At 64.5% G+C, this 20,981-nt stretch carries 14 protein-coding genes and 1 other RNA gene; 12 read left to right on the top strand and 3 right to left on the bottom strand.

Going from position 1 to position 20,981, the window contains the following annotated elements; translation table 11 throughout:
- Positions 1–273 precede the first annotated feature (273 nt).
- From AC1KVG_RS05005 to pbpC, 6 genes are all read left to right on the top strand, one after another.
- Entirely contained in the window at positions 274–5,175 is a 4,902-nt protein-coding gene (locus AC1KVG_RS05005) for an alpha-2-macroglobulin family protein (protein WP_481093690.1), read from the top strand.
- Between the two features lie 153 nt (positions 5,176–5,328).
- Entirely contained in the window at positions 5,329–5,796 is a 468-nt protein-coding gene (locus AC1KVG_RS05000) for an REP-associated tyrosine transposase (RefSeq protein ID WP_481093772.1), read from the top strand.
- Positions 5,797–6,151: 355 nt separating this feature from the next.
- Positions 6,152–9,124 (top strand): TonB-dependent receptor, encoded by a 2,973-nt coding sequence (locus AC1KVG_RS04995; RefSeq protein ID WP_481093689.1) that lies wholly within the window; start codon positions 6,152–6,154, stop codon positions 9,122–9,124.
- 162 nt (positions 9,125–9,286) lie between these two features.
- Entirely contained in the window at positions 9,287–10,234 is a 948-nt protein-coding gene (locus AC1KVG_RS04990; protein ID WP_481093688.1) for a glycerophosphodiester phosphodiesterase family protein, read from the top strand.
- Between the two features lie 149 nt (positions 10,235–10,383).
- Positions 10,384–11,160, top strand: a complete 777-nt coding sequence (locus tag AC1KVG_RS04985; RefSeq protein ID WP_481093687.1) for a CPBP family glutamic-type intramembrane protease — start codon at positions 10,384–10,386, stop codon at positions 11,158–11,160.
- A 104-nt stretch (positions 11,161–11,264) separates the two neighbouring features.
- Positions 11,265–13,688: a penicillin-binding protein 1C gene (gene pbpC / locus AC1KVG_RS04980; RefSeq protein WP_481093771.1), complete on the top strand. Its 2,424-nt coding sequence runs from the start codon at positions 11,265–11,267 to the stop codon at positions 13,686–13,688.
- Between the two features lie 429 nt (positions 13,689–14,117).
- On the opposite strand, the gene AC1KVG_RS04975 is transcribed toward pbpC, so the two are convergent.
- Both AC1KVG_RS04975 and AC1KVG_RS04970 read right to left on the bottom strand, forming a co-directional pair.
- Entirely contained in the window at positions 14,118–14,678 is a 561-nt protein-coding gene (locus AC1KVG_RS04975) for a ferritin-like domain-containing protein (protein ID WP_006451904.1), read from the bottom strand.
- 42 nt (positions 14,679–14,720) lie between these two features.
- On the bottom strand, positions 14,721–15,203 hold the full coding sequence (locus tag AC1KVG_RS04970; protein ID WP_023902975.1) for a peroxiredoxin: 483 nt from the start codon (positions 15,201–15,203) through the stop codon (positions 14,721–14,723).
- 161 nt (positions 15,204–15,364) lie between these two features.
- Here AC1KVG_RS04970 and AC1KVG_RS04965 point away from each other — a divergent pair, with 161 nt between their 5' ends.
- The 6 genes from AC1KVG_RS04965 (at position 15,365) to AC1KVG_RS04940 (ending at position 20,552) form a co-directional block, all read left to right on the top strand.
- Entirely contained in the window at positions 15,365–15,841 is a 477-nt protein-coding gene (locus AC1KVG_RS04965; RefSeq protein ID WP_023902976.1) for an Hsp20/alpha crystallin family protein, read from the top strand.
- Positions 15,842–15,981: 140 nt separating this feature from the next.
- The gene (locus tag AC1KVG_RS04960; RefSeq protein ID WP_023902977.1) at positions 15,982–16,878 is read left to right on the top strand and encodes a DnaJ C-terminal domain-containing protein; all 897 of its coding nucleotides are present in this window, start codon (positions 15,982–15,984) and stop codon (positions 16,876–16,878) included.
- A gap of 423 nt (positions 16,879–17,301) precedes the next feature.
- Positions 17,302–17,688 carry a twitching motility response regulator PilH gene (gene pilH, locus AC1KVG_RS04955; RefSeq protein WP_481093686.1) on the top strand — a complete coding sequence of 129 codons (387 nt, stop codon included), beginning with the start codon at positions 17,302–17,304 and terminating at the stop codon, positions 17,686–17,688.
- A gap of 396 nt (positions 17,689–18,084) precedes the next feature.
- A complete protein-coding gene (gene hflK, locus AC1KVG_RS04950; protein WP_481093685.1) occupies positions 18,085–19,227 on the top strand; it encodes an FtsH protease activity modulator HflK in 1,143 nt (380 codons plus the stop codon).
- Positions 19,227–20,090, top strand: coding sequence for a protease modulator HflC (gene hflC / locus AC1KVG_RS04945; protein WP_481093684.1), 864 nt, complete (start codon positions 19,227–19,229; stop codon positions 20,088–20,090). The genes hflK and hflC overlap by 1 nt, the downstream gene beginning before the upstream one ends.
- 276 nt (positions 20,091–20,366) lie before the next feature.
- Positions 20,367–20,552, top strand: coding sequence for a DUF2065 domain-containing protein (locus tag AC1KVG_RS04940; protein ID WP_043907774.1), 186 nt, complete (start codon positions 20,367–20,369; stop codon positions 20,550–20,552).
- A 4-nt stretch (positions 20,553–20,556) separates the two neighbouring features.
- Here AC1KVG_RS04940 and AC1KVG_RS04935 read toward each other — a convergent pair.
- Positions 20,557–20,633: non-coding RNA, sX9 sRNA (locus AC1KVG_RS04935), on the bottom strand.
- Between the last annotated feature and the right edge of the window lie 348 nt (positions 20,634–20,981).

Below are 20,981 nucleotides of genomic sequence, written 5' to 3'. Positions count from 1 at the left end.
GTCCCGCGAGCGGTGAGGGCACCGCGCCCTCGACCGACTAGGCTTTTTGCTTTGGACTTTTGACTGCATCCAACAAGATGCGACCAACAAAACCACTGCGTCCGCAGGTCGGGCGCGCCGGTGCCATCGCAACGCTCGCCTAGCGGCGCATGATCGCCGCCCATCGGTAAGTCCATGCCTCGCCCCCATCGCCACCATCAGTGACGTGAACGGCATCGCTATACTTGCGTCCTCAGTCATGGGGTAGCACGAATGGACAGCCAGCAATCAGGGATGAAGTGGTCGGGCACGCGGCGCATATTGCTGTGGGTGGTGTTGCTGACCGTGGCGATCGGCGGGGTGGCGTGCAAGCGCAACGAAAGCGGCCAGTTGCCCACCGCCAGCGGCGAGGCCATCAAGGCCGACAAGCAGGCGATTACCGGCTTTGCGCTGGCACGTGCCTATCCTGACCAGACCAGCGACGGCTTGTCGCTGGCGCTGGAATTCTCGCGGCCGCTGGTTGGCACGCAGGATTTCGATGCGCTGGTGCGCTTCGAGGAAAAGGTCGGCACCGGCGACAGCAGCTGGTCGCTGTCCGACGACGGCAAGACGCTGCGCTACCCGTACGTGGAAGCGGCCAAGGACTACACCGTGCTGGTCGATGCCAACCTGCTGGCCGCCGATGGCAGCCGCCTGGGCAAACCGCTCAAGCAAAAGGTCTATACCGGCGAGCTCAAGCCTGTGGCCGGGTTCGCTTCGCAAGGCAGCGTGCTGCCAGCGCGCGAGAGCCGCGGCCTGCCGGTGGTGTCGGTCAACGTGCCGGAGGTGGATGTTGAATTTTTGCGCGTGCGCGAGAAATCGCTGCCGGCGTTCTTTCAGCAGTTTCAGCGCGGCGGTCGTCGCGGCAGCTGGGAGCTGGAGAGCGACTACAGCGACAAGGAACCGCTGTCCAAGCTGGCCGACCCTGTCTACGTCAATCGTTTCATTCTTGGCGGCAAGCAGAACGAGCGCGTGCTGACCTACCTGCCCACGCAGGACATCAAGGAACTGCAGGAGCCGGGCCTGTACTTCGCGGTGATGAAGCGCGCCGGCAGTTTCGATAATGGTTTCGACACCGCGTTCTTCACCGTCAGCGACATCGGCCTGCACACGCGTGCGTACAAGGACAAGCTGTTCGTGCACACCGCCTCGCTGCAGAGCGGTGAGCCGATCAAGAATGTGGAAGTGCGCATCCTCGATGCCAAGGGCGAGCTGTTCCTCAAGGGCGCCACCGACGGTAATGGCAATGCGTTGCTCAACTACACGCTCGATGCAGGTCACGTGCTGACGGCGCGCAGCAAGACCGATATCTCGGTGCTGCCGTTCAACCAGCCGGCGCTGGATCTGAGCGAATTTGCGGTGGCCGGGCGCCAGAGTGCCTGGTTCGATGTGTTCGCATGGGCCGGCCGCGACCTGTATCGCCCCGGCGAGACCATGCGCGTGTCGGCGATCCTGCGCGATAACGACGGCAAGCCGACCAAGCCGCAACCAGTGTTCCTGCGCCTCAAGCAGCCGGACGGCAAGACCTTCCGCGAGACCAAGCTGCAGCCCGGCGAGCAGGGCTATTTCGAGTTCACCCAGCAGATTCCCGCCGATGCGCCGACCGGGCGCTGGCAGGTGGAATTCCGCACCGATCCGGCCAGCAAGGACGCCGTGCAGGGCATGACCGTGCGCGTGGAAGAGTTCCTGCCAGAGCGCATGAAGCTGGACCTGGACAGCACGCAAAAAACCCTCGGCGCCGGCCAGCCGTTCAAGCTGGTCGCCAATGCTGCGTATCTGTATGGGGCGCCGGCCGACGGCAATCGCTTCACCGCCAAGCTTGCGGTCAGCGTCGAGCAGCATCCGCTCGACTCGTTGCCGGGCTGGTTCTTCGGCGACCCCACCTTGGAGCTGCCGCGCGAAGCCAAGGACGTGATCGATACCACGTTCGGCAGCGACGGTGTATTGCGCGAAGACATCGCGCTGCCCGCCGAAGCCAAGCCGGTCAGCACGATTGCCGCGGTGGTGTCGGGCAGCGTCTACGAGACCGGTGGGCGCACCGTCACCCGCACCGTCAAGCGCGTGTTGTGGCCGGCCAAGGCGCTGATTGGCGTGCGGCCCTTGTTCGACGACAAGGACGGCGCCGATGCGAATGGCACTGCGCGCTTCGAAATCACCCGCGTGGATGCCGATGGCAAGCCGCAACCGGCCAAGGGCCTGAAGGCCACGCTGGTGCGCGAGCTGCGCGACTACCACTGGAACTACACCGACGACCATTGGGATTACGACTTCACCCGCCGCTTCGAGAACAAGGACACGCGCACGCTCGATATCGGCAGCGGCAATGCCAAGCTCGATGTGCCGGTGGAGTGGGGCGAGTACCGCCTGGACGTGTTCGACCCGGCGACCGGGCTGACCACGCGCTACCCGTTCCGTGCCGGCTGGAGCTGGAACGACGAAAACCGCGGTCTGGACGCGCGCCCGGACAAGGTCAAGCTGGCCTTGGACAAGACCGGCTACCGCGCCGGTGACACGCTCAAGGTGACGCTGACCCCGCCGCATGCCGGTAAGGGCGTGTTGTTGGTGGAAAGCGACAAGCTGCTGTACGTGCAGGACATCGACGTCAAGCCGGGCAGCACCTTCGAAATCCCGGTGACGGAAGGCTGGGAGCGCCACGATGTGTACGTCACCGCGCTGGTATTTCGCGGTGGTAGTGCGCCGAGCAAGATCACCCCGGCGCGCGCGGTGGGTGTGGCATTTGTGCCGATGGATCGCAAGACACGGCGTGTGGCGGTGGGCTTGGCTGCGCCTAAGCAGATGCGCCCCGAGCAGGCGTTGCCGGTGACGGTGAGCGTGCCGGAGTTGGCCGGCAAGGCTGCGCACGTGACCATCTCTGCGGTGGACGTGGGCATCCTCAACATCACCCGCTTCCCGGTGCCCGATGCCAATGCGCAGTTCTTCGCGCAGCGCCGGTTGGGCACCGATTCTTACGATATCTATGGGCGGGTGATCGAAAGTTTCGAAGGCGCTAGCGGCAAGCTCAAGTTCGGCGGCGACATGGCCCTGGAAGCCTTACCGCAAGCCAAGCGCCCGACCGCGCGCGTGCAGACCGTGGACCTGTTTTCCGGCTCGGTAAAACTCGATGCCAAGGGCAATGCGCGCGTGCAACTGCCGGTGCCGGATTTCAACGGCACGCTGCGTGTCTCGGCGTTGGTGTATTCGGACACGCGGTTCGGCAATCACGATATGGAAACCGTGGTGCGCGCGCCGATCCTGGCCGAGGCCAGCATGCCGCGCGTGATGGCGCCGGGCGACCGCAGCACGGTGACGCTGGATGTGCAGAACTTCACCGGCAAGCCGGGCGAGTTCAATGTGCGCGTCGAGGGTGTTGGCCCATTGGCCATTGCCGAGGCGTCGCGCAGCGTCAAGCTCGGCGTGGATGCCAAGCAGACGCTGAGCTTCCCGTTGAGCGCCACCGAAGGCTATAGCGTGGCCAAGGTGCGTGTGCGTGTGGACGGCAATGGCTTCAAGGCCGACCGCAGCTACGACCTGCCGGTGCGTGCCGGTTGGCCGCAGGTGTTGCGTGCGCAGACGCGCGTGCTCGATCCGCTGGCGCCGATCACCCTGGACAGCGGCTTTGCCGATGGCCTGATGGCCGGCTCGGTCACTGCGCGCATGGTGGTCAGCCCGTTGCCGCCGATTCCGTTCGCCAGCGCCTTGCAAGGGGCGTTGGAGTATCCGTACGGCTGCGCCGAGCAGACCACCAGCAAGGGCTATGCGGCGCTGCTGCTCGACGATGCCACTGCCAAGGCGCTGGGCACCAAGGGGCTGGATGCGGCCACGCGCCGCGAGCGCATGGAAGGCGCGTTCGGTCGCCTGGCCTCGATGCAGATCGCCAGCGGGCATTTTTCGATGTGGGGCGACGACGGCTACGTCAATCCGGGCCTGACCCCGTACATCGCCGAGTTCCTGCTCGACGCCAAGGACGCCGGTTTTGCGGTGCCCGACAACGTGTTGCAGAAAGCGCTCAATCGGCTCAGCGAAGATCTGCTGTCCGGTGGCAACGAGTTCTACGGGCAGGATCGCCGCGATAGCCTGAAGTTCGCCAATCAGGCCTGGTCGGGGTACGTGTTGGCACGCGTCAACCGCGCCCCGCTCGGCACGCTGCGCGCGCTGTACGACAACCAGCGCGACAAGGCACTGACCGGTTTGTCGCTGGTGCATCTGGGTGCGGCATTGTCGCTGCAGGGCGATACCAAGCGTGGACAGGCGGCGATCAAGGCAGGGTTCGCCAAGGACAGCAGCGAGCGTCCGCTGTACTTCGCCGATTACGGTAGTGCGATCCGCGACGATGCGTTGATGATGGCGCTGCTGCACGAGCGTGGCTTGTCCAAGCCCGAGTACGACACCCGTGCGGTTGCGTTGGGTCGCGCGCTGGATGCACGTCGCGCCACCGGCTGGCTGTGGCTGAGCACGCAGGAGCAGGTAGCGCTTGCGCGCTTGGGCAAGGCCTTGATGGTCGGGCAGGGCAAGCAGGTCTCCGGCACGCTGACCGTGGGCGGCGAGGTGCAGGAGATTGCGCCGGCCCGTTTGTTCGGGCGTAGTTTCGACAGCGCCGCATTGGCGCGCGGTGTGCAGTTCGCACCGCAGGGCGAAGCACCGATGTATGCCAGCCTGGAAGTGGCCGGCATTCCGCGCAGCGCACCGGAGCCGGACACGCGCAACCTCAGCGTGGAGCGCAGCTGGTACACCACCGACGGCAAACCGTGGACGCCGCGTCCGCTGAAAGAAGGCGAAGCGCTGATCGTGCGGGTGGTCATCACAGCCAACAGCAACATGCCAGACGCGTTGCTCACCGACCTGTTGCCAGCTGGGCTGGAGATCGAGAACTTCAATCTGGGCGATGCCAAACAGTGGGCCGATGTGGTGGTAGATGGCATCGGCATCAGCGAGCGTTCCAGCGCCGCCGACGTCAAGCACGAAGAGTTCCGCGACGACCGCTATGTGGCTGCGCTGTCGCTGTCCTCGGGCAGCAAGGCGCAGCTGTATTACCTGGTGCGTGCGGTGACGCCGGGCACCTACACGGTGCCGCCGTCGTTGGTGGAAGACATGTACCGCCCGGATCTGCGCGGCGTGGGGCGCAGCACGCCGGCAACGATGACCGTGGTGCAGCCGTAGGAGATCAATGTAGGAGCGCGCTCGCGCGCGATGAGGCTTTCCCGGTAATGCCCCATCGCGCGCAAGCGCGCTCCTACGTTTCGGGAGTTTTCTCACCGACGCGAGCGTCCGACTCCGATGCAAGCGTTTGCATGGGTGGGCCAGCATGCATCGATGCTCAGCTCTATTTCACCAGGACACCGCGCGCTACGTCGTGGCCGGCGCTCGCTTGCAAATTGCTGCTATCTACTCACCGTCACAACCTGCCAGCGGCGACGTGTGTTCGACGATTTTCAGCTGGCCGCGTCGGCGTGCCGCGCATTCATCGCCGCCCTGCCGGAAGATGCCACGTTACTTACTTGGGTACTGATGCCGGACCATGTCCATTGGCTGGTGCAGTTGGGAGATGTGACGCCACTGGCGCGAACGGTGTCATGCATGAAGGCAGCAAGCACGCGTGCGGTCAACAGGCAACGCGGGATGCGCGAGGCGGTCTGGGCGCGTGCCTACCACGACCGTGCCTTGCGCAAGGAAGACGATCTGCGCAGCGTGGCTCGCTACCTTATCGCCAATCCGCTACGCGCCGGACTGGTTGAAAGGGTCGGCGATTATCCATTCTGGGATGCAATCTGGCTGCCGTAGGAGCGCGCTTGCGCGCGATTGGCATCACCGGGAAAGCCTCATCGCGTGCAAGCGCGCTCCTACGCCAGAAAAAGTGCTGCTTCGCATATGGAGACATCATTGCGCAGTGTCTTTTCAGTGCGATGCAAGCGACACGCAAGGGTCATTTTTACTGGCTACGGTGGCGTGCTTTCTCACAGGCGCAGCGTCCTTGCTGCGCGACTTACGGGATTCCATGCAGCGCTCCGATTCGTACCGTTTGCACTTGTCCGTTCTCGCCGTGGCCATTGCGGCATGTTCGCCAGCTTTGCAGGCATGCGCCAATGAGCGTGCAGCCATGCCGGCCGACGCCGCAGCTCAAACGTCTTCTGCGGCTATGGCCACGACCGCGAGCGCATCAGCGAGTGTAGTTGCACCTACACCTACACCTACACTTAGAGATACAGCTACGGCTAATACTGACGAGGCAACCACGTCCGATGCTGAAGTTGCGACGGCAAAGCAACGTTCTCCATCGTCGCTAGATGCATCTGCAGATTCCGTAGATCCTGCTGCATCGCCTTCATCGGCAACATCGGCAACATCGGCACAAGGCGAAGTAACCAACGCCGACGCACCTCCCAACAGCAAACCCGGCGTGCAAACCCTCGATGCCATGCAGGTCACCGGCGTGCGTCGTGCCAACGCCGCCGCAGTGGAAAGCAAGCGCGCGGCGACCAATATCACCGACGTCATCAGCGCCACCGATGTGCGCGCCTTGCCGGACAGCACCATTGTCGAAGCATTACGCCGCGTGCCCGGTTTGTCGGTATTGCCGGCGACCGACAACGAGCACCCGCGCGACGAAGCGGCCACACCGGTCTTGCGCGGCCTGGGGCCGTCTTACAACAACGTCACCATCGATGGGCTGACCATCGCGTCCCCCGGTACGCCGAACGGCACGCTCGGCTCGATCACCCGTGGCGTGCGGTTGGATCTGCTGCCGGCCTCGATGGTCAGCGAGTTGCAGGTGGTCAAGACCTTTACGCCCGATCTGGACCCCAACGCCACGGGCGGCGCGATCAACCTCAAGACGCGCAGCGCGTTCGAAAACGGCGGTAAGCCCTTTTTCAGTGCCGAAGCCGCGCTCGGCCACGCCAACGATGTCGGCAAGCCGCGCGATCAGGACGACCCGGGGTATCGCGTGAATGCCACCGGCAGCCGCACCTTCGGCAGCGAACAGCAATACGGCTTCACGCTGTCGGCCAACTACCAGACGCTGAGCAGCTACACCGAAACCCATATGACCACCGACACGGTGCACTACGGGTTCTACGACAACAACGGCGTGCTGCAGACCGGGGCCAACCTGGGCAATGGCTGGGCGGTGCCGCAACAGGACAAGTATTGGTACGTGCAGAATCAGCGCGACCGTTACGGCGTCACCGGCAAGTTCGAGGTGCATCCCAGTGCTGCGCTGGAAGCCTATGCGATGGCCGGCTACTACTATTTCAAGGACAACATGCAGCGCAACGAGGTCCTTATCGACCCGCGCAACCGTGGCCAGGTGTTCAATCAGACCGCCACCTCCGGCAGCTATCCCGGTGGCGATATCGAGGTGGGCTATTCCAACCAGATCGTCACCACGCGCACCAAGGTGGCGCAGTTGGGCACGATCTGGCGGCCCACCGATCGGCAGCAGTTTTCGGCGCGCGGCGCGTGGTCGGATGCGACCTACGACGAGCCGATCCGCATGATCAAGTACGCCACCGGCATCACCCGCGCCGCGCCCGTGCCGGTGGGCCAGACCGGCAGCGGTGTGACCATCAACGCCACGCCCAACTATGCGTTCAACTACGACACCTCCGGCTTCGATCAGCGCTTCGGGGTGTCGCCGCAGGCCTACAACAACCTGGACAACTACAGCCTGTCGTACTGGCGCCCGGACTATAAACGTACTGCGGCCGATCGCATCCTCACCGGCCGGCTAGATTACGGCTTCAATCAAGGCGAAAGCGATCAAGGCATCGGCTTTGCAGCCGGCGTGTCGTACACCACCGACAAGCCGTCTTACGACATCTATCGCGTCGAATATCAGCCCAACACCAGCGCGCCGGCGTTCGGCCTGGCCGATGTGGCGGGCACCGGCAGGGCGCCGATGCGCTATGCCGGCCTGAACCTGATCACCATCGATCCAGACAAGGCCAGCCGCGTGCTCGCTGCAACGCCGCTGAGCGCGTTCAACAGCACCGACCAGCAGGCGTTCAGCAATCAGGACAACTTCACCCATACCGAAAAAACCTTCGGCAGCTATGGCCTGGTCAGCTATCGCAGCGAGCGTTTCAACGTGCAGGGCGGCCTGCATTTCGACAGTACCAAGCTCAACACCGTCGGCCGCCAGCGGCAGCTGGACACCGCGACCAATCGCTACGTGTATGTCGATAACCCGACCAATGCGGACTACGACTATCTGCTGCCTTCGGCGATCATGACCTACCACCTGACCGATGCCTTGGACCTGCGCGCCGGTGCCAGCCGCACGCTCGGTCGCCCGCCGTACGATGCGTATGCGGCGCGCACCTCAATCGGCTTCGTCAACACCGCCGATGCCGGCAATCCGAATGCGCAAGGCGTCACCGTCACCATCGGCAACCCGGACATCAAGCCGCGTGTGTCCAATAACCTGGATCTGTCACTGGAATGGCGTCTGCCCGGCGATTTCGACGCGTTCGCGTCCACAGCGGTGTTCGACAAGCGCATCCAGGACGAGATATTTACCCTCTCGCGCACCGATAGCTTCACCTTCGACGGCACCACGTATGCCAATGCCTTGATCAGCACGCCGGCCAACGCCGCCAAGGCGCGCATCCGCGGGGTGGAATTCAACGGTATCGTCAACACCCTGGCGCCGATCGCGCCATGGCTGAGCGGTGTCGGCTTCAGTGCGAACTTCGCGGTGCTCGATGGCAGCCTGGATGTGCCCTATAGCGTTGGCAGCGGTAGCAACGCGGCCCAGCGTGAGCGCAAGCTCGACAACCTGGTTGGCCAGCCCGATTACACCGCCAATGCCACGCTGTTCTACAACACCGGCGGTCTGGAGTTGCGCGCGGCCTACAACCGTCAGGGCAAGGCCTTGCGTGCCATCGTCAGCAATATCGATTGGCAGGATCTGTACTGGTCGCCGCGCTCGCAACTCGATTTCACTGCAACCTACGCGATCAGCAAGCAACTCAGCCTGATCGGTCAGGTCAGCAACCTCACCCACAGCCGCATCACCAGCGTGACCGGTCCCGGACAGAATCTGCTCAAGGACAGTTACTCGGTGCCCACCACCTATTGGTTCGGGCTGCGTTTTACGCCGACGTTTTAAGCATGGCGAATGGCGCGTCGCCAGCGGTCGTTAGGCGAGTACCGGCTCAGTGGTGGTCGTGCAGCGCACGCGCGCTAGCTGCCGCAGCGTGCATTACGCACCGGCCGCGCCGCCCGACGAAGCGCTGTCATTCTGTCAATCACATTCAAGCGGAGTCGTTCGATGACATTACGTTCTGTTGCCGCCCTCGCAGCGATGTTGTGCGTGGCGCTCGCCACCACTGCAAGCGCAGCGCCCACCGGTGTGGCCGCGATCCAGGCCCGGCTGACCAATCCAAAGGGCGGCATTGTGGTGGTGGCCCATCGCGGTTGCCACGCGCCGGCACCGGAGCATGGTTTCAAAGACACCGCGCCGGAAAACTCGCTGGCCGCGCTGGAGCGCTGCATCGCCATCGGTGCCGACGTCATGGAGACCGATGTGCGGCGCGCCGCCGACGGCACCTTGGTGATGCTGCACGACGCCACCATGGACCGCACCACCGATGGCACCGGCAAGCTCTCCGAGCTGACCTTGGCCGACTTGCAAAAGCTGCGCCTGCGCAGCGACGAAGGCGGCGCGCAGGCACCGCTGACCGACCAACGCGTGGTCACGCTCGATCAGATGCTGGCCAGGTCCAAGGGCCACATCCTGCTCAATCTGGACGTCAAGGATGCGATCTACGTACAGGTGGTCGACGCGGTCGCACGCGCCGGCATGCAGCACCAGGTGATCGTCAAGGCCGAAGCCGGCATTGCCACACCGCCGCTGGCGGCGATGCTGCCGTTCGACAAGGTGTATTTCTTCCCGATCCTGATCAACGCGCATGGCAATGCCGACCTGGCCGCGATCGCCACCGCGCAGACGCGCAACGCGCGTCCGGCCGCGTTCGAGTTGCCCAAGATGTCGGCAGCGCAGTTACCGGCATTGGTCGCCGTGAGCAAGGCGCACAACGTGCGGCTGATGGTCAACTCGCTATGGGAAGGCTTTATCGCCGGCTACGGCGGCGACGCCGATGCCGAGCGCGACCCTGACAAGGTGTGGGGCCGCCTGTACCGCGATGGCGTATCGATCATCCAGACCGATGCGCCGGAAGCCTTGTTGCGCTATCGCGCCACGTTGGAGAAGCGCTAAGCGCGCTACAAGGCTGCATGCTGCAGCCGGTGCAAGCGGCAGACGCGCCGCGGAGACGACTGGCGTCGCACGGCATGCATGACCCATGACACTGCGGCGATCTCGCCGCCGCCGTTATAGTCAGCGCCTCTGGACGCAAGGACGTCTGCATGCCGCTCGATACGCCGCAGCGCCGATTCACCAAGCATCTTGTCTGGTTATTGGTACTGCTGATCGCACTGCAGGTGCGCGACGTGGCCAAGCTCGTCGGCCTGCCTATCCCCAAGATTCCCGTGCCCTACGGCGGCGGGATTGCCGACAATCTGCTTAGCGTGGTGGTTGTGCTGGTCGCAGCGGCCTTGCTGCATCCTGGCACGCCAGGCGAGATCGCAGCGCGTCTGGGGCTGCGTTGGAACGGTTTACGCGGCCCGGCGCTGACGCTGTTGGCCACACTGCCGTGCTGGCTTGGGCTGTGGACGCAATCCACCTCGGTCGGCACCGGCGATCTGCTTGGCCTGCTGTGGCTGGCGCTGCTGTTTCCGCTGGCCGAAGAAATCGTCTTTCGTGGTTTCGGTTTCGTCTTTGCCTGTCGCGCGCTGGCCTGGCGTCCGGCGATCGCCGCGTTGGTGCAGGCGGTTGTGTTCGGCGGCGTGCATTGGCTCGGGGCAGGCGGCGGAGGCGGCGACGCCTTATTGATCTTCGCCATCACCGGCATCGGCGCGCTGTTGTTTGCCATTGTGGACGCGCAGGACGGTTACACGATCTGGAGCGGCTGGGTGCTGCATGTCTCGCTCAATGCGGCCTGGACGGTCTTTGCGGTGTCCGATTCGGCCGCCAGTGGCTGGCTCGGCATGGCATTGCGGCTATCTGCGGTATTCCTGGCGATGGGATTGCTGCGGCTGTTTGTAACGCCGTCTCGCTCGCTGCGTGCAGACGTTGCAAACTAGCGCGTTCGTCATTACGTCATTCAGGAGTGCGCAGGTGAGCTGATCACCCGATGCGCGGCGCGCAAGAGTGGCCGAAATGCATTTTGCCCGGCATGCTTCGCAAGATGGATGAGCAGCAGCAAGCGCAGGCAAGGACCGAGAGGACGCAGGAACGCGTCGCTGGCACCGATGATGTGGCCCAACGCGGCCACCGCCGCTTGTTGACGTGGCTACGCTGGAGCGCAGTGGCCTTGTTGTCTGCCTTGCTGCTGCTGGACCTGGCCTTCCCACTGCCGCTGCCCAAATCCCGTGACACCTCCACGCTGGTGGTCGCACGCGACGGTACGCCGTTGCGTGCATTCGCCGATCGCAATGGCGTGTGGCGCTATCCGGCCACGCCGCAGAGCGTGTCACCGCTGTATCTGCAGGCGCTGCTGAATTACGAAGACCGCTGGTTCTGGCGCCATCCGGGCGTCAATCCATGGGGTCTGCTGCGGGCGGGCGGGCAGTGGATCGGGCAGGGGCGCATCGTCTCCGGTGGTTCGACGCTGACCATGCAGGTGGCGCGCATCCTGGATCCGCATACGCGCACGCCGTGGGGCAAGGCCAAGCAATTGTTGCGCGCGCTGCAGCTGGAAGCGCACTTGAGCAAGCGCGAGATTCTCACGTTGTATCTGGAGCGCGCGCCCTACGGTGGCACCATTGAAGGTGTGGAAGCGGCCAGTTGGGCATATCTGGGCAAACCGGCCAAGGCCTTGTCGCAGGCCGAGGCCGCGTTGCTGGCGGTGCTGCCGCAATCGCCAAGCCGCCTGCGCCCGGATCGCCATCCGGAAGCTGCGCAACGCGCACGCGACAAGGTGCTCGATCGCATGGTGGAACTGGGCGTGTGGTCGCGCGCGCAGGTGGACGATGCGCGGATCGAACCGGTGGTCACGCGGTCGCTCAAGCCGCCGTTGCATGCGGCCCTGCTGGCGCAGCGCCTGCACAGCGCGCAACCGCGTGCGGCGCGCATCGTCACCACGCTGGATGTGGAATTGCAGCGCACGCTGGAAGAACGCGTCGCGACGTATTTTTCGCAACTGCCCGAGCGCACCTCGGCCGCCTTGTTGGTGGTGGACAACGCAACCATGGAAGCGCGCGCGTACGTGGGGTCTGCCAGCTTCGGCGATCGCAAGCGGCTCGGGCATGTGGACATGGTGCAGGCCTGGCGCTCGCCCGGTTCCACCCTCAAGCCATTTTTGTACGGCATGGCGCTGGACGATGGGTTGATCCATTCGGAAAGCTTGTTGGTGGATGCGCCGCAGAGCTTTGGCAGTTATCGTCCCGGCAATTTCGATGCGGCCTTCAATGGGCCGGTAAGCGCAGCGACGGCCTTGCGGCTGTCGTTGAACGTGCCGGCGGTGGATCTGCTCGATCGTATCGGCCCGGCGCGGTTTGCTGCGCGGCTGTCCAATGCCGGGATCGGTTTGCGGTTTGCACATGGCAGTACGCCGTCGCTTGCATTGATTCTGGGCGGCACCGGTGCGCAATTGCAGGAACTGGTGGGCGCATTTGCCGCGCTCAATCGCGGCGGGATTGCCGGGCACGTGCGCTACACGCCAGAAGATGCGCGCATCGAGCGCCGGCTGATGTCGCCGGGCGCGGCCTGGATCGTGCGCGAGATTTTGCAAAGCAATCCGCGCCCCGGGTATGGCAGCGGCACTTTCGACACCGCCGCGCGCCCGGGTGTGGCGTGGAAAACCGGCACCAGCTACGGCTACCGCGATGCGTGGGCGATCGGCGGCACGCGCCGTTACACGGTCGGGGTGTGGGTGGGGCGCCCGGATGGCACGCCGCTGCCGGGCCAGTACGGTGCGGTCACCGCGTTGCCGCTGATGTTCGAAGTCATCGATGCGTTGCCGCGCAGTGCCGGCGATAGCGCGCCAGTGCCGATGCCGGCCAATGTGCAGGCGCTGGACATCTGCTGGCCGCTCGGCGGCGCGGCCGATCGCACACCACCGGCGCAATGCGCGCGACGTGCCGAAGCGTACGCGCTCGATGGCGCAGTACCGCCCACCTTCGCCGAACGCGATGCGCGGTTATGGCAGAGCGGCCAACTGCACTTCGATGTGGATGCGCGCAGCGGTCAGCGGCTGTCGCAAGAGTGCAGCCAGGCGCATCAGCGTGAGCCACGCACGGTGGCGCGTTGGCCGGCACTGGTCTCGCCCTGGCTCAGCGCAGCCGAACGCGGTGCCGCGCAATTGCCGCCGCTCGCGCCGGACTGTCTGCCCGATGGGCGCATGACCGGTGGTGGCGTGTTGCGCATCGACGGCCTGAGCGATCGCGCCACGTTGGCACGCGCCAACGCCACCGCGCGCCCAGTGCGTTTGCAACTACGCGCATTGGGCAGCGACGCGCGCATCGACTGGTTGCTCGACGGCCGCTGGATTGCACAGACCAATGGCCGGCAGGGATTTCAACGCGATTTTGAAGACATCGGCACGCATACGCTGACGGCAATGGCTAGCGATGGCGCCTGGACGCAGGTGCGCTTTCGGGTGTTGCGTTGAAGCAGAGATTCTAGAGCGGCTGGTCTGTGGTTTGGCCGCAGGGCCCTTGCCCGCCCACCATCGCAGGACACGCCGCAAGTACGTCCTTGTAGGCTCTTACGCGGCATCCATGCCGCGTAAGGTCCCGCGACGGTGGGCGGGCAAGGACCAGTGGAGATGGTCGGTGTGCATGTTTTCAACAAAGCAGCCGACTAACTTTCTGGCGTGGTGTCCTCACCGCTTGCGGGACCGTGTGGCGGCATGGATGCCGCCACCGAGCCTACATGGACGTACTTGCGGCGTGTCCCGCAAGTGGCGAGGGCACCGCGCCCTCGACTAACCAGGTTTTTGACCTGAGCTTTTGATCTGAGCCTTTGACCGCACCCAAACGACGCTACGACGCGATATCAATGCAGGTTGCGATGCACTGAGGCATCAACCACCATCACCTCACTCGCCGATCCAGCCTTCCAGCATGTCGGCAAACTCGTCGGCATGCTCTTCTTCCTGAGCCAGGATGCTCTCGAGAATGCGCTTGGTGGTGGTGTCCTTGTCGCCAATGAAATCGATCATCTCGCGGTAGCTGTCGATGGCGATGCGTTCGGCGATCAGGTTCTCGCGCACCATGTCGCGCAGGTCGGTGCCTTCCTTGTATTCGGCGTGCGAGCGCTTGGTCAGCGTGTCCGGGTTGAGGTCCGGTTCGCCGCCCAGTTGCACGATGCGCTCGGCGAGTTTGTGCGCGTGCGCTTGTTCCTGCTGCGCGTGTTCCAGGAACTCACCCTTGACCGCGTCGGCAAGCATGCCCTTGGCCATGAAGTAGTGGCGGTAGTAGCGCAGCGTGCACACGTATTCGGTGGCCAGTGCGGTGTTGAGCAGGTCGATCACCGCCTCGCGGTCGGCGTGGTAGCTCTCGGTGACGGCACCGTCTTCGATGCTCTGGCGTGCGCGGGTGCGCAAGGTGGCGGTGTCGGTGATACCGGCGGGGAGTTGCTTGGCTGGCTGGGTAGACATGGCTGGCCGTTTTCCTTCTGAGTGGGTGGGGGAATCAATGCATCAATCGGGCAGGTGCTGCAGCACGTAATCGGCTGCAGACACCTTGAATTCGCCGGGTTCTTCGACGAACAGGGCTTTCACCACCGCATCGTCGGCATACAGCGCGTAGCGACGCGAGCGCAGGCCCATGCCCGAGCCGCTGGCATCCACTTCCAGGCCCAGTGCGCGGGCCAGGTCGGCATTGCCATCGGGCAGCATGTGCAGGCCGTCGGGGATCAGCTGGCTGCGGCCCCAGGCCTGCATCACGAACGGGTCGTTGACGGCGGTGCACAGCACTTCGATGCCGCGTTTGCGGAACTGCTCGAAGTGCTCCACATAGCCCGGCAGGTGCTTGGCCGAACAAGTCGGGGTGAACGCGCCCGGCACCGCGAACAGCAGCACCTTGCGGTCTGCGAACAAGGTATGGGTATCGACTGCTTCGATCCCCTCACGCAAGCGCTTGAGCACGATTTCGGGAATGCGGTCACCAACGTGGATGGTCATGCGATGTGCTCCTGTGGCTGAACGAATTCTAGAAAAGGGCAAGGGAAAAGCGCGTCAACACGCTTGAAATCCGCAACGCGACGCCTATCTGACGCACATGGCCAGCGCGATGGCGCATGCCGGAGCGGCCGGCCCTTCACCCAACCTAATGGAGGCTCGCAATGAACATCGTTCGTTATCCACAGTGGCCCACCCACGCCCTGCAAAACGAAATCAAGCATGTGTTCGACCGCTTCTTCGAGCACAACGGCGACACCGACGAATCGGCGGTGGTGACCGCCCAGTGGGTGCCGCGCGTGGACATCAAGGAAGAGCCCAACCACTTCGTGTTGTACGCCGATCTGCCCGGCATCGACCCGAGCCAGATCGAGGTGCAGATGGACAAGGGCATCCTGTCGATCAAGGGCGAGCGCAACAGCGAGTCCAGCACCGAGACCGAGCGTTTCTCGCGCATCGAGCGCCGCTACGGCAGCTTCCACCGCCGTTTCGCGCTGCCCGACAGTGCCGACCCGGACGGCATCACCGCGGCCGGACACAACGGCGTGCTGGAAATTCGCATTCCCAAGCGCCCGGCAGCCACCCCACGCCGTATCCAGGTCGGCAACGGCCAGGACGCCAGCGGCGGCACGGTGCAGTAAGGCGACGAACCTGGAGCGAAGTCATTGGCTTCGCTCCCCGGCGGCAACCGCACCGTAGAATAGGTGCGGTTGCCCGCCCGGCTGCGATATGACTGGCTCGTGGCCTTGGCTGCGGGCCGTTTTTTTCCAGAGGTGATTAGATGGAATTCAAGGATTACTACGCAACGCTGGGCGTCGAGCCGAGCGCGGGCGATGCGGAGATCAAGACGGCCTACCGTCGACTCGCACGCAAGTACCACCCCGACGTGAGCAAGGAAGCCGGCGCGGAAGACAAGTTCAAGGCGATCAACGAAGCCTACGAGGCGCTGCGCGACCCGCAAAAGCGCAAGGCCTACGACCAGCTCAAGGCGCAGGGTTTCCGCCCGGGCGACGAGTTCCAGGCCCCGCCCAACTACAACGGCGGGCAGGGCTACGAGTACGAGGAAGTGTTCGGCAACGGCGGCGCCGGCGGCGGCTTCAGCGATTTCTTCGAAAGCCTGTTTGCCGGCCAGCGCGGCGGCCGTCCGCGTGGCCCGGGTGCCGGTCCTGGCGCAGGTCCCGGCCCGCAAACGCGTGGCGACACCCGCGCCAAGCTGGCGGTGCCGCTGGAAGCGGTGTATGCGGGCGATAGCGTGCGCATCACCATCAACGGCAAGCAGCTGGACGTGCGCGTGCCCAAGGGCGTCCAGCCCGGCCAGGTGATCCGCCTGAGCGGGCAGGGCAATGGCGGCGGCAATCTGCTGCTGGAGATCGAATACGCTGCGCACCCGCAGTTCGAGGTGGACGGGCGCAACATCCTGTACACCTTGCAGGTCACGCCCTGGCAGGCCGCGCTGGGCACCACCATCAGCGTGCCGACCCTGGGTGGGTCGGTGGAGTTGAAGGTGCCGGCCGAATCGGACGCCGGCCGCAAGTTGCGCCTGCGCGGCCGCGGTTTGCCGGGCACCACCCCGGGCGACCAGATCGTGGAGCTGGAGATTCTTGCACCGGCGCCCACCGACGATGCGCAGAAGAAGGCGTACCGCAACCTGGCCAAGGCGTTCGGCGAGACGGTGTGAGTTGGACCAAACAGCGCAAGCGAGAAGAAGCCCCTCCCCATCCGGCGCTGCGCGCTACCTTCTCCCGGCGGGAGAAGGGATCAAAGCCCCTCTCCCGCCGGGGCGATAAGGCGCTGCTTGCGCGCCACTGGCGCGCGTGCCGTGGAGCGCCCGCGCTGCTAGCGCGGGCCGGGGCGCGGAGCGGGGGTTGGGGTGAGGGTACGGTAAGAAAGCGAAGCATCAACCAACGACCATCTGCGAGGTTGTTGAATCCAACTGCGCCCTATCTGACGTAGTACGCCAGCAGCGGCCCGCGACGAAAAACAACGTGCCGCCAAATCGCACATCGCAACAGCCTAGCCAAGCATCCAGCGCCTGTCCTGGGCCCAGCTACCGTAAGCGCGGCCGGCGCACTACACTCGCCGCGCACACTAGGGGAAACACATGGCTCGCATTCTGATCGTCGACGACTCGCCGTCGCAGCTGCTGGGGATTCAGCGCATCGTCGAGAAGCTGGGGCACGAAACCATCACTGCAACCGATGGCGCTGCCGGCGTGGAAGCGGCCAAGTCCTCGCTGCCGGATCTGGTGTTGATGGATGTGGTGATGCCCAACCTCAATGGATTTCAGGCCACGCGCACGCTCAAGCGCGAACCGACCACCCAGCACATTCCGGTGATTCTGGTGACCACCAAGGACCAGGACACCGACCGCATGTGGGGCATGCGCCAAGGCGCGCGTGCTTACATCACCAAGCCGTTCTCCGAAGACGAACTGCTGGAAGTGATCGAGCGTGTGTTCAACCAGAAAGATGAACCGCCGACTGCGTAAGTGCGTTGGCGCGATGCGAGCGAAGTTGGCGTCTTCGTTGCGCAGGACCACAAGCTAACGTGTCATCGCGGTAACCACGCGCCACCTCGCGTTGATGCCAAAGCCAGCTGTGCTGCTGGTGCCGTTTGGACATAGTTGCAGTACTGAAGCTTGATCACCCTTTGCCAACTCCAGCGCGCACGCTCCGATGCTTGACCCCAAATCGCGCCGACACCGCGCCCCGAGCCGCCCGCCACCCCCGCCACCGGCTTAATTCACCCCACCGGCTAAACCGCCGATGCACCAATTGGGGCCTTTCAAAACGGTGGGTCTGCCCCATCTAGTAGAATCATCGAATCACACAACACGGCGGCACTGCGGGACTGGCCCGCGCAGCCCCTCGATCATGGAGCGTGCATGGCCTGGAACACACCCGGCAACAAGGGCGGAGACGGCCCGGATCCCAACCGTCGCAGGTCCTGGGGCCCGCGCGGTGGTGGCAACGGTGGTGGCTGGGGCAATCTGCCCGCCCCGTTGAAGGAGCTGTTCGATGGCGGCGTGGGGCGCTGGATCCTGGTCGCGGTGGTGCTGATGGTGCTGTTCTCCAGCTTCCAGCTCATCGGCGAGCAGCAGCGTGGCGTGGTGCTGCGCTTCGGCCAGTTCTCGCGCATCCTCCAGCCCGGCCCCAACTTCAAGCTGCCGTGGCCGGTCGAGTCGGTGCGCAAGGTCAACGCCACCGAGATCAAGACCTTCAGCAATCAGGTGCCGGTGCTGACCCGCGACGAAAATATCGTCAACGTCTCGCTCAACGTGCAGTACCAGATCAGCGACCCGCGCAAGTACCTGTTCGGCTCGCGCAATGCGGACCTGGTGCTGGAGCAGGCTGCGCAGAGTGCGGTGCGTGAGCAGGTCGGTCGCTCCGACCTCAACACCGTGCTCAACAATCGCGGCCCGCTCGCCATTGCGTCCAAGGACCGCCTGCAGGCGGCGCTCAATGCCTACAACACCGGCTTGTCGGTGACCGGCGTGACCCTGCCCGACGCGCGTCCGCCGGAAGAAGTGAAGCCGGCCTTCGACGAGGTCAACGGTGCCCAGCAGGTGCGCGAGCGCCTGATCAACGAAGCCCAGGCCTACGCCGCCAAGGTGGTGCCCGAAGCGCGCGGCCAGGGTGCCCGCACCCGCACCGGCGCCGAAGGCTACAAGCAGGCCGTGATTTCCAAGGCCGAGGGCGACGCCGACCGTTTCACCCTGCTGCAGGAGCAGTACGCCGGCGCGCCGGACGTCACCCGCAAGCGGCTGTGGCTGGAAACCGTGCAGAAGGTGCTGTCGGAAAACCGCAAGGTGATCGGCAGCGATGGCCGCCAGGTCATCTACGTGCCGTTGCCGGCCGATGCCGGCAAGAGCGGCAATGCCGGAACAGCTACGGGTAACGGCAGCATCCCGTCGATGGTGCCGCAGGACGTGCTGTTGAATCCGCCGCAAGGCAATGGCGGCAGCGCCGAAGGCATTCGCAATCCGGAACGCGGCCCGCGTCCGACCGGCCGTGAGGGGACCGAATAATGAAGAATTCGCTAGTCATCGGCCTGATCGTCGCCGTGTTGCTGGGCCTGATGGGCTCGGTATTCGTGGTGCGCGAAGACCAGACCGCCATGGTGCTCAACCTGGGCCGCGTGGTGCGTGCCGACCTCAAGCCCGGCCTGCACTTCAAGTTGCCGGTGGTGGAATCGGTGCGCGTGTTCGATCGCCGCTTTCAGGTGCTGGACACCGCCCCGGCGCGCTACTTCACCGCCGAGCAGAAAGACGTGAGCGTGGACTTCTTTGCCATCGGCTATATCTCCGATGTGCGTGCGTTCTACCGCGCCACCGGTGGTGAGGAGTCGGTGGCCAATTCGCGCCTGGCCCCGATCATCACCGACTCGCTGCGCAACCAGATCAACTCGCGCACCTTGCAGCAGTTGGTCTCTGGCGACCGCAGCGAATTGATCGCCAACCAGCTCAAGGGCATCAATGGCGCCATCAAGGGCCTTGGCATGCAGATCACCGATCTGCGCATCAAGCAGATCGACCTGCCGACCGACAGCCAGGTGATCACCGACGTCTACGAGCGCATGCGCGCCCAGCGCAAGCAGGAAGCCAGCAAGCTGCGCGCCGAAGGCGAAGAGCAGGCCCTGACCATCCGCGCCCAGGCCGACCGCGAGTCCACCGTGATCGTGGCCGACGCCGAGCGCGATGCCCAGAAGCTGCGTGGCGAAGGCGACGCCGACGCCGCCCGCATCTACGGCCAGGCCGGCTCCAAGGATCCATCGTTCTACGCGTTCTATCGCAGCCTTGAGGCCTATCGCGGCTCCATGACCGACGGCAACGGCGTGGTGGTGCTGGACAAGAACGACCCGTTCCTGCAGTACCTCAAGAGCGATCGTTGATCGTTCGTTGAGCGCTTCGCGTTGAAACAAAAACGCCCGCGCACTGCGGGCGTTTTTTTGTATATAGCCCCGGCGCGGCCGAAGGGACATGAGCCTGCCGCATCGCGATGTCTCAAGAGCGCACGTGTAAGCGCCAGCCTCTGTAGGAGCGCGCCTGGGCGCGATCGCTTTCCCGGTAATGCCAGTCGCGCCCATGTGCGCTCCTACGACGTGCTGAGGCTTGTTGGATTGCCGAACCGGGCACACTGCATCTCCCACGTTGCGATGGTGTTGGTGATGCAAGAGTTTCTGTCCGCGTTATGCCTGATCGCCGTCATCGAAGGCCTGCTGCTGTTTGCCGTGCCCGCCGCCTGGAAGCGCATGGTCGAGCAACTGTTCAGCCTGCCCACCGCCCAACTGCGCGCCATTGGCGGCGTCACGTTGGTGCTGGGCGCGATCGCGCTGTGGATCGTGCGCCACTAAGAGCGGCTAACAAAACGTAGCGAGCGGTCGTCAGGTGGGTGCGGGCGGCGCGCTCAGAACCGGAGTGTACGAGTGGTACATGCCGCGCCGAGCACAGACCGCGCCCGCCTGGTGGCGGTGAGCGCAGTCGTTTTGTTAGCCGCTCTAGGTTGCCAGCGCGTCATCGGCTGCGACAGAAGCGGCCAGGGAGGAGGCGATCGGCAACAGGAACAGCGGATTGCAGCCCACCAGCAGGGATGGTCCGCTGGGGCTCTCAGCGAGTTTGAAGTACTCGGCGGCCGCGCAGCGCGCCCCAATCTGACCAATCCCGGAGCGGCCTCCCCCAAGGGGTAGTGCCTGCCACCCGAAACCCGGATAATGCACAAAAGCCGGCCGGGCACGCTCCAACCAGAGCACTCCGTTCGGCTTTTTCCGTGTCAGGGCTTTCGC

The organism is Xanthomonas sp. NCPPB 3959 (assembly GCF_056675575.1).
The sequence above is the reverse complement of the archived record's forward strand: the minus strand, read 5'-3'. Positions and strand labels throughout refer to the sequence as shown.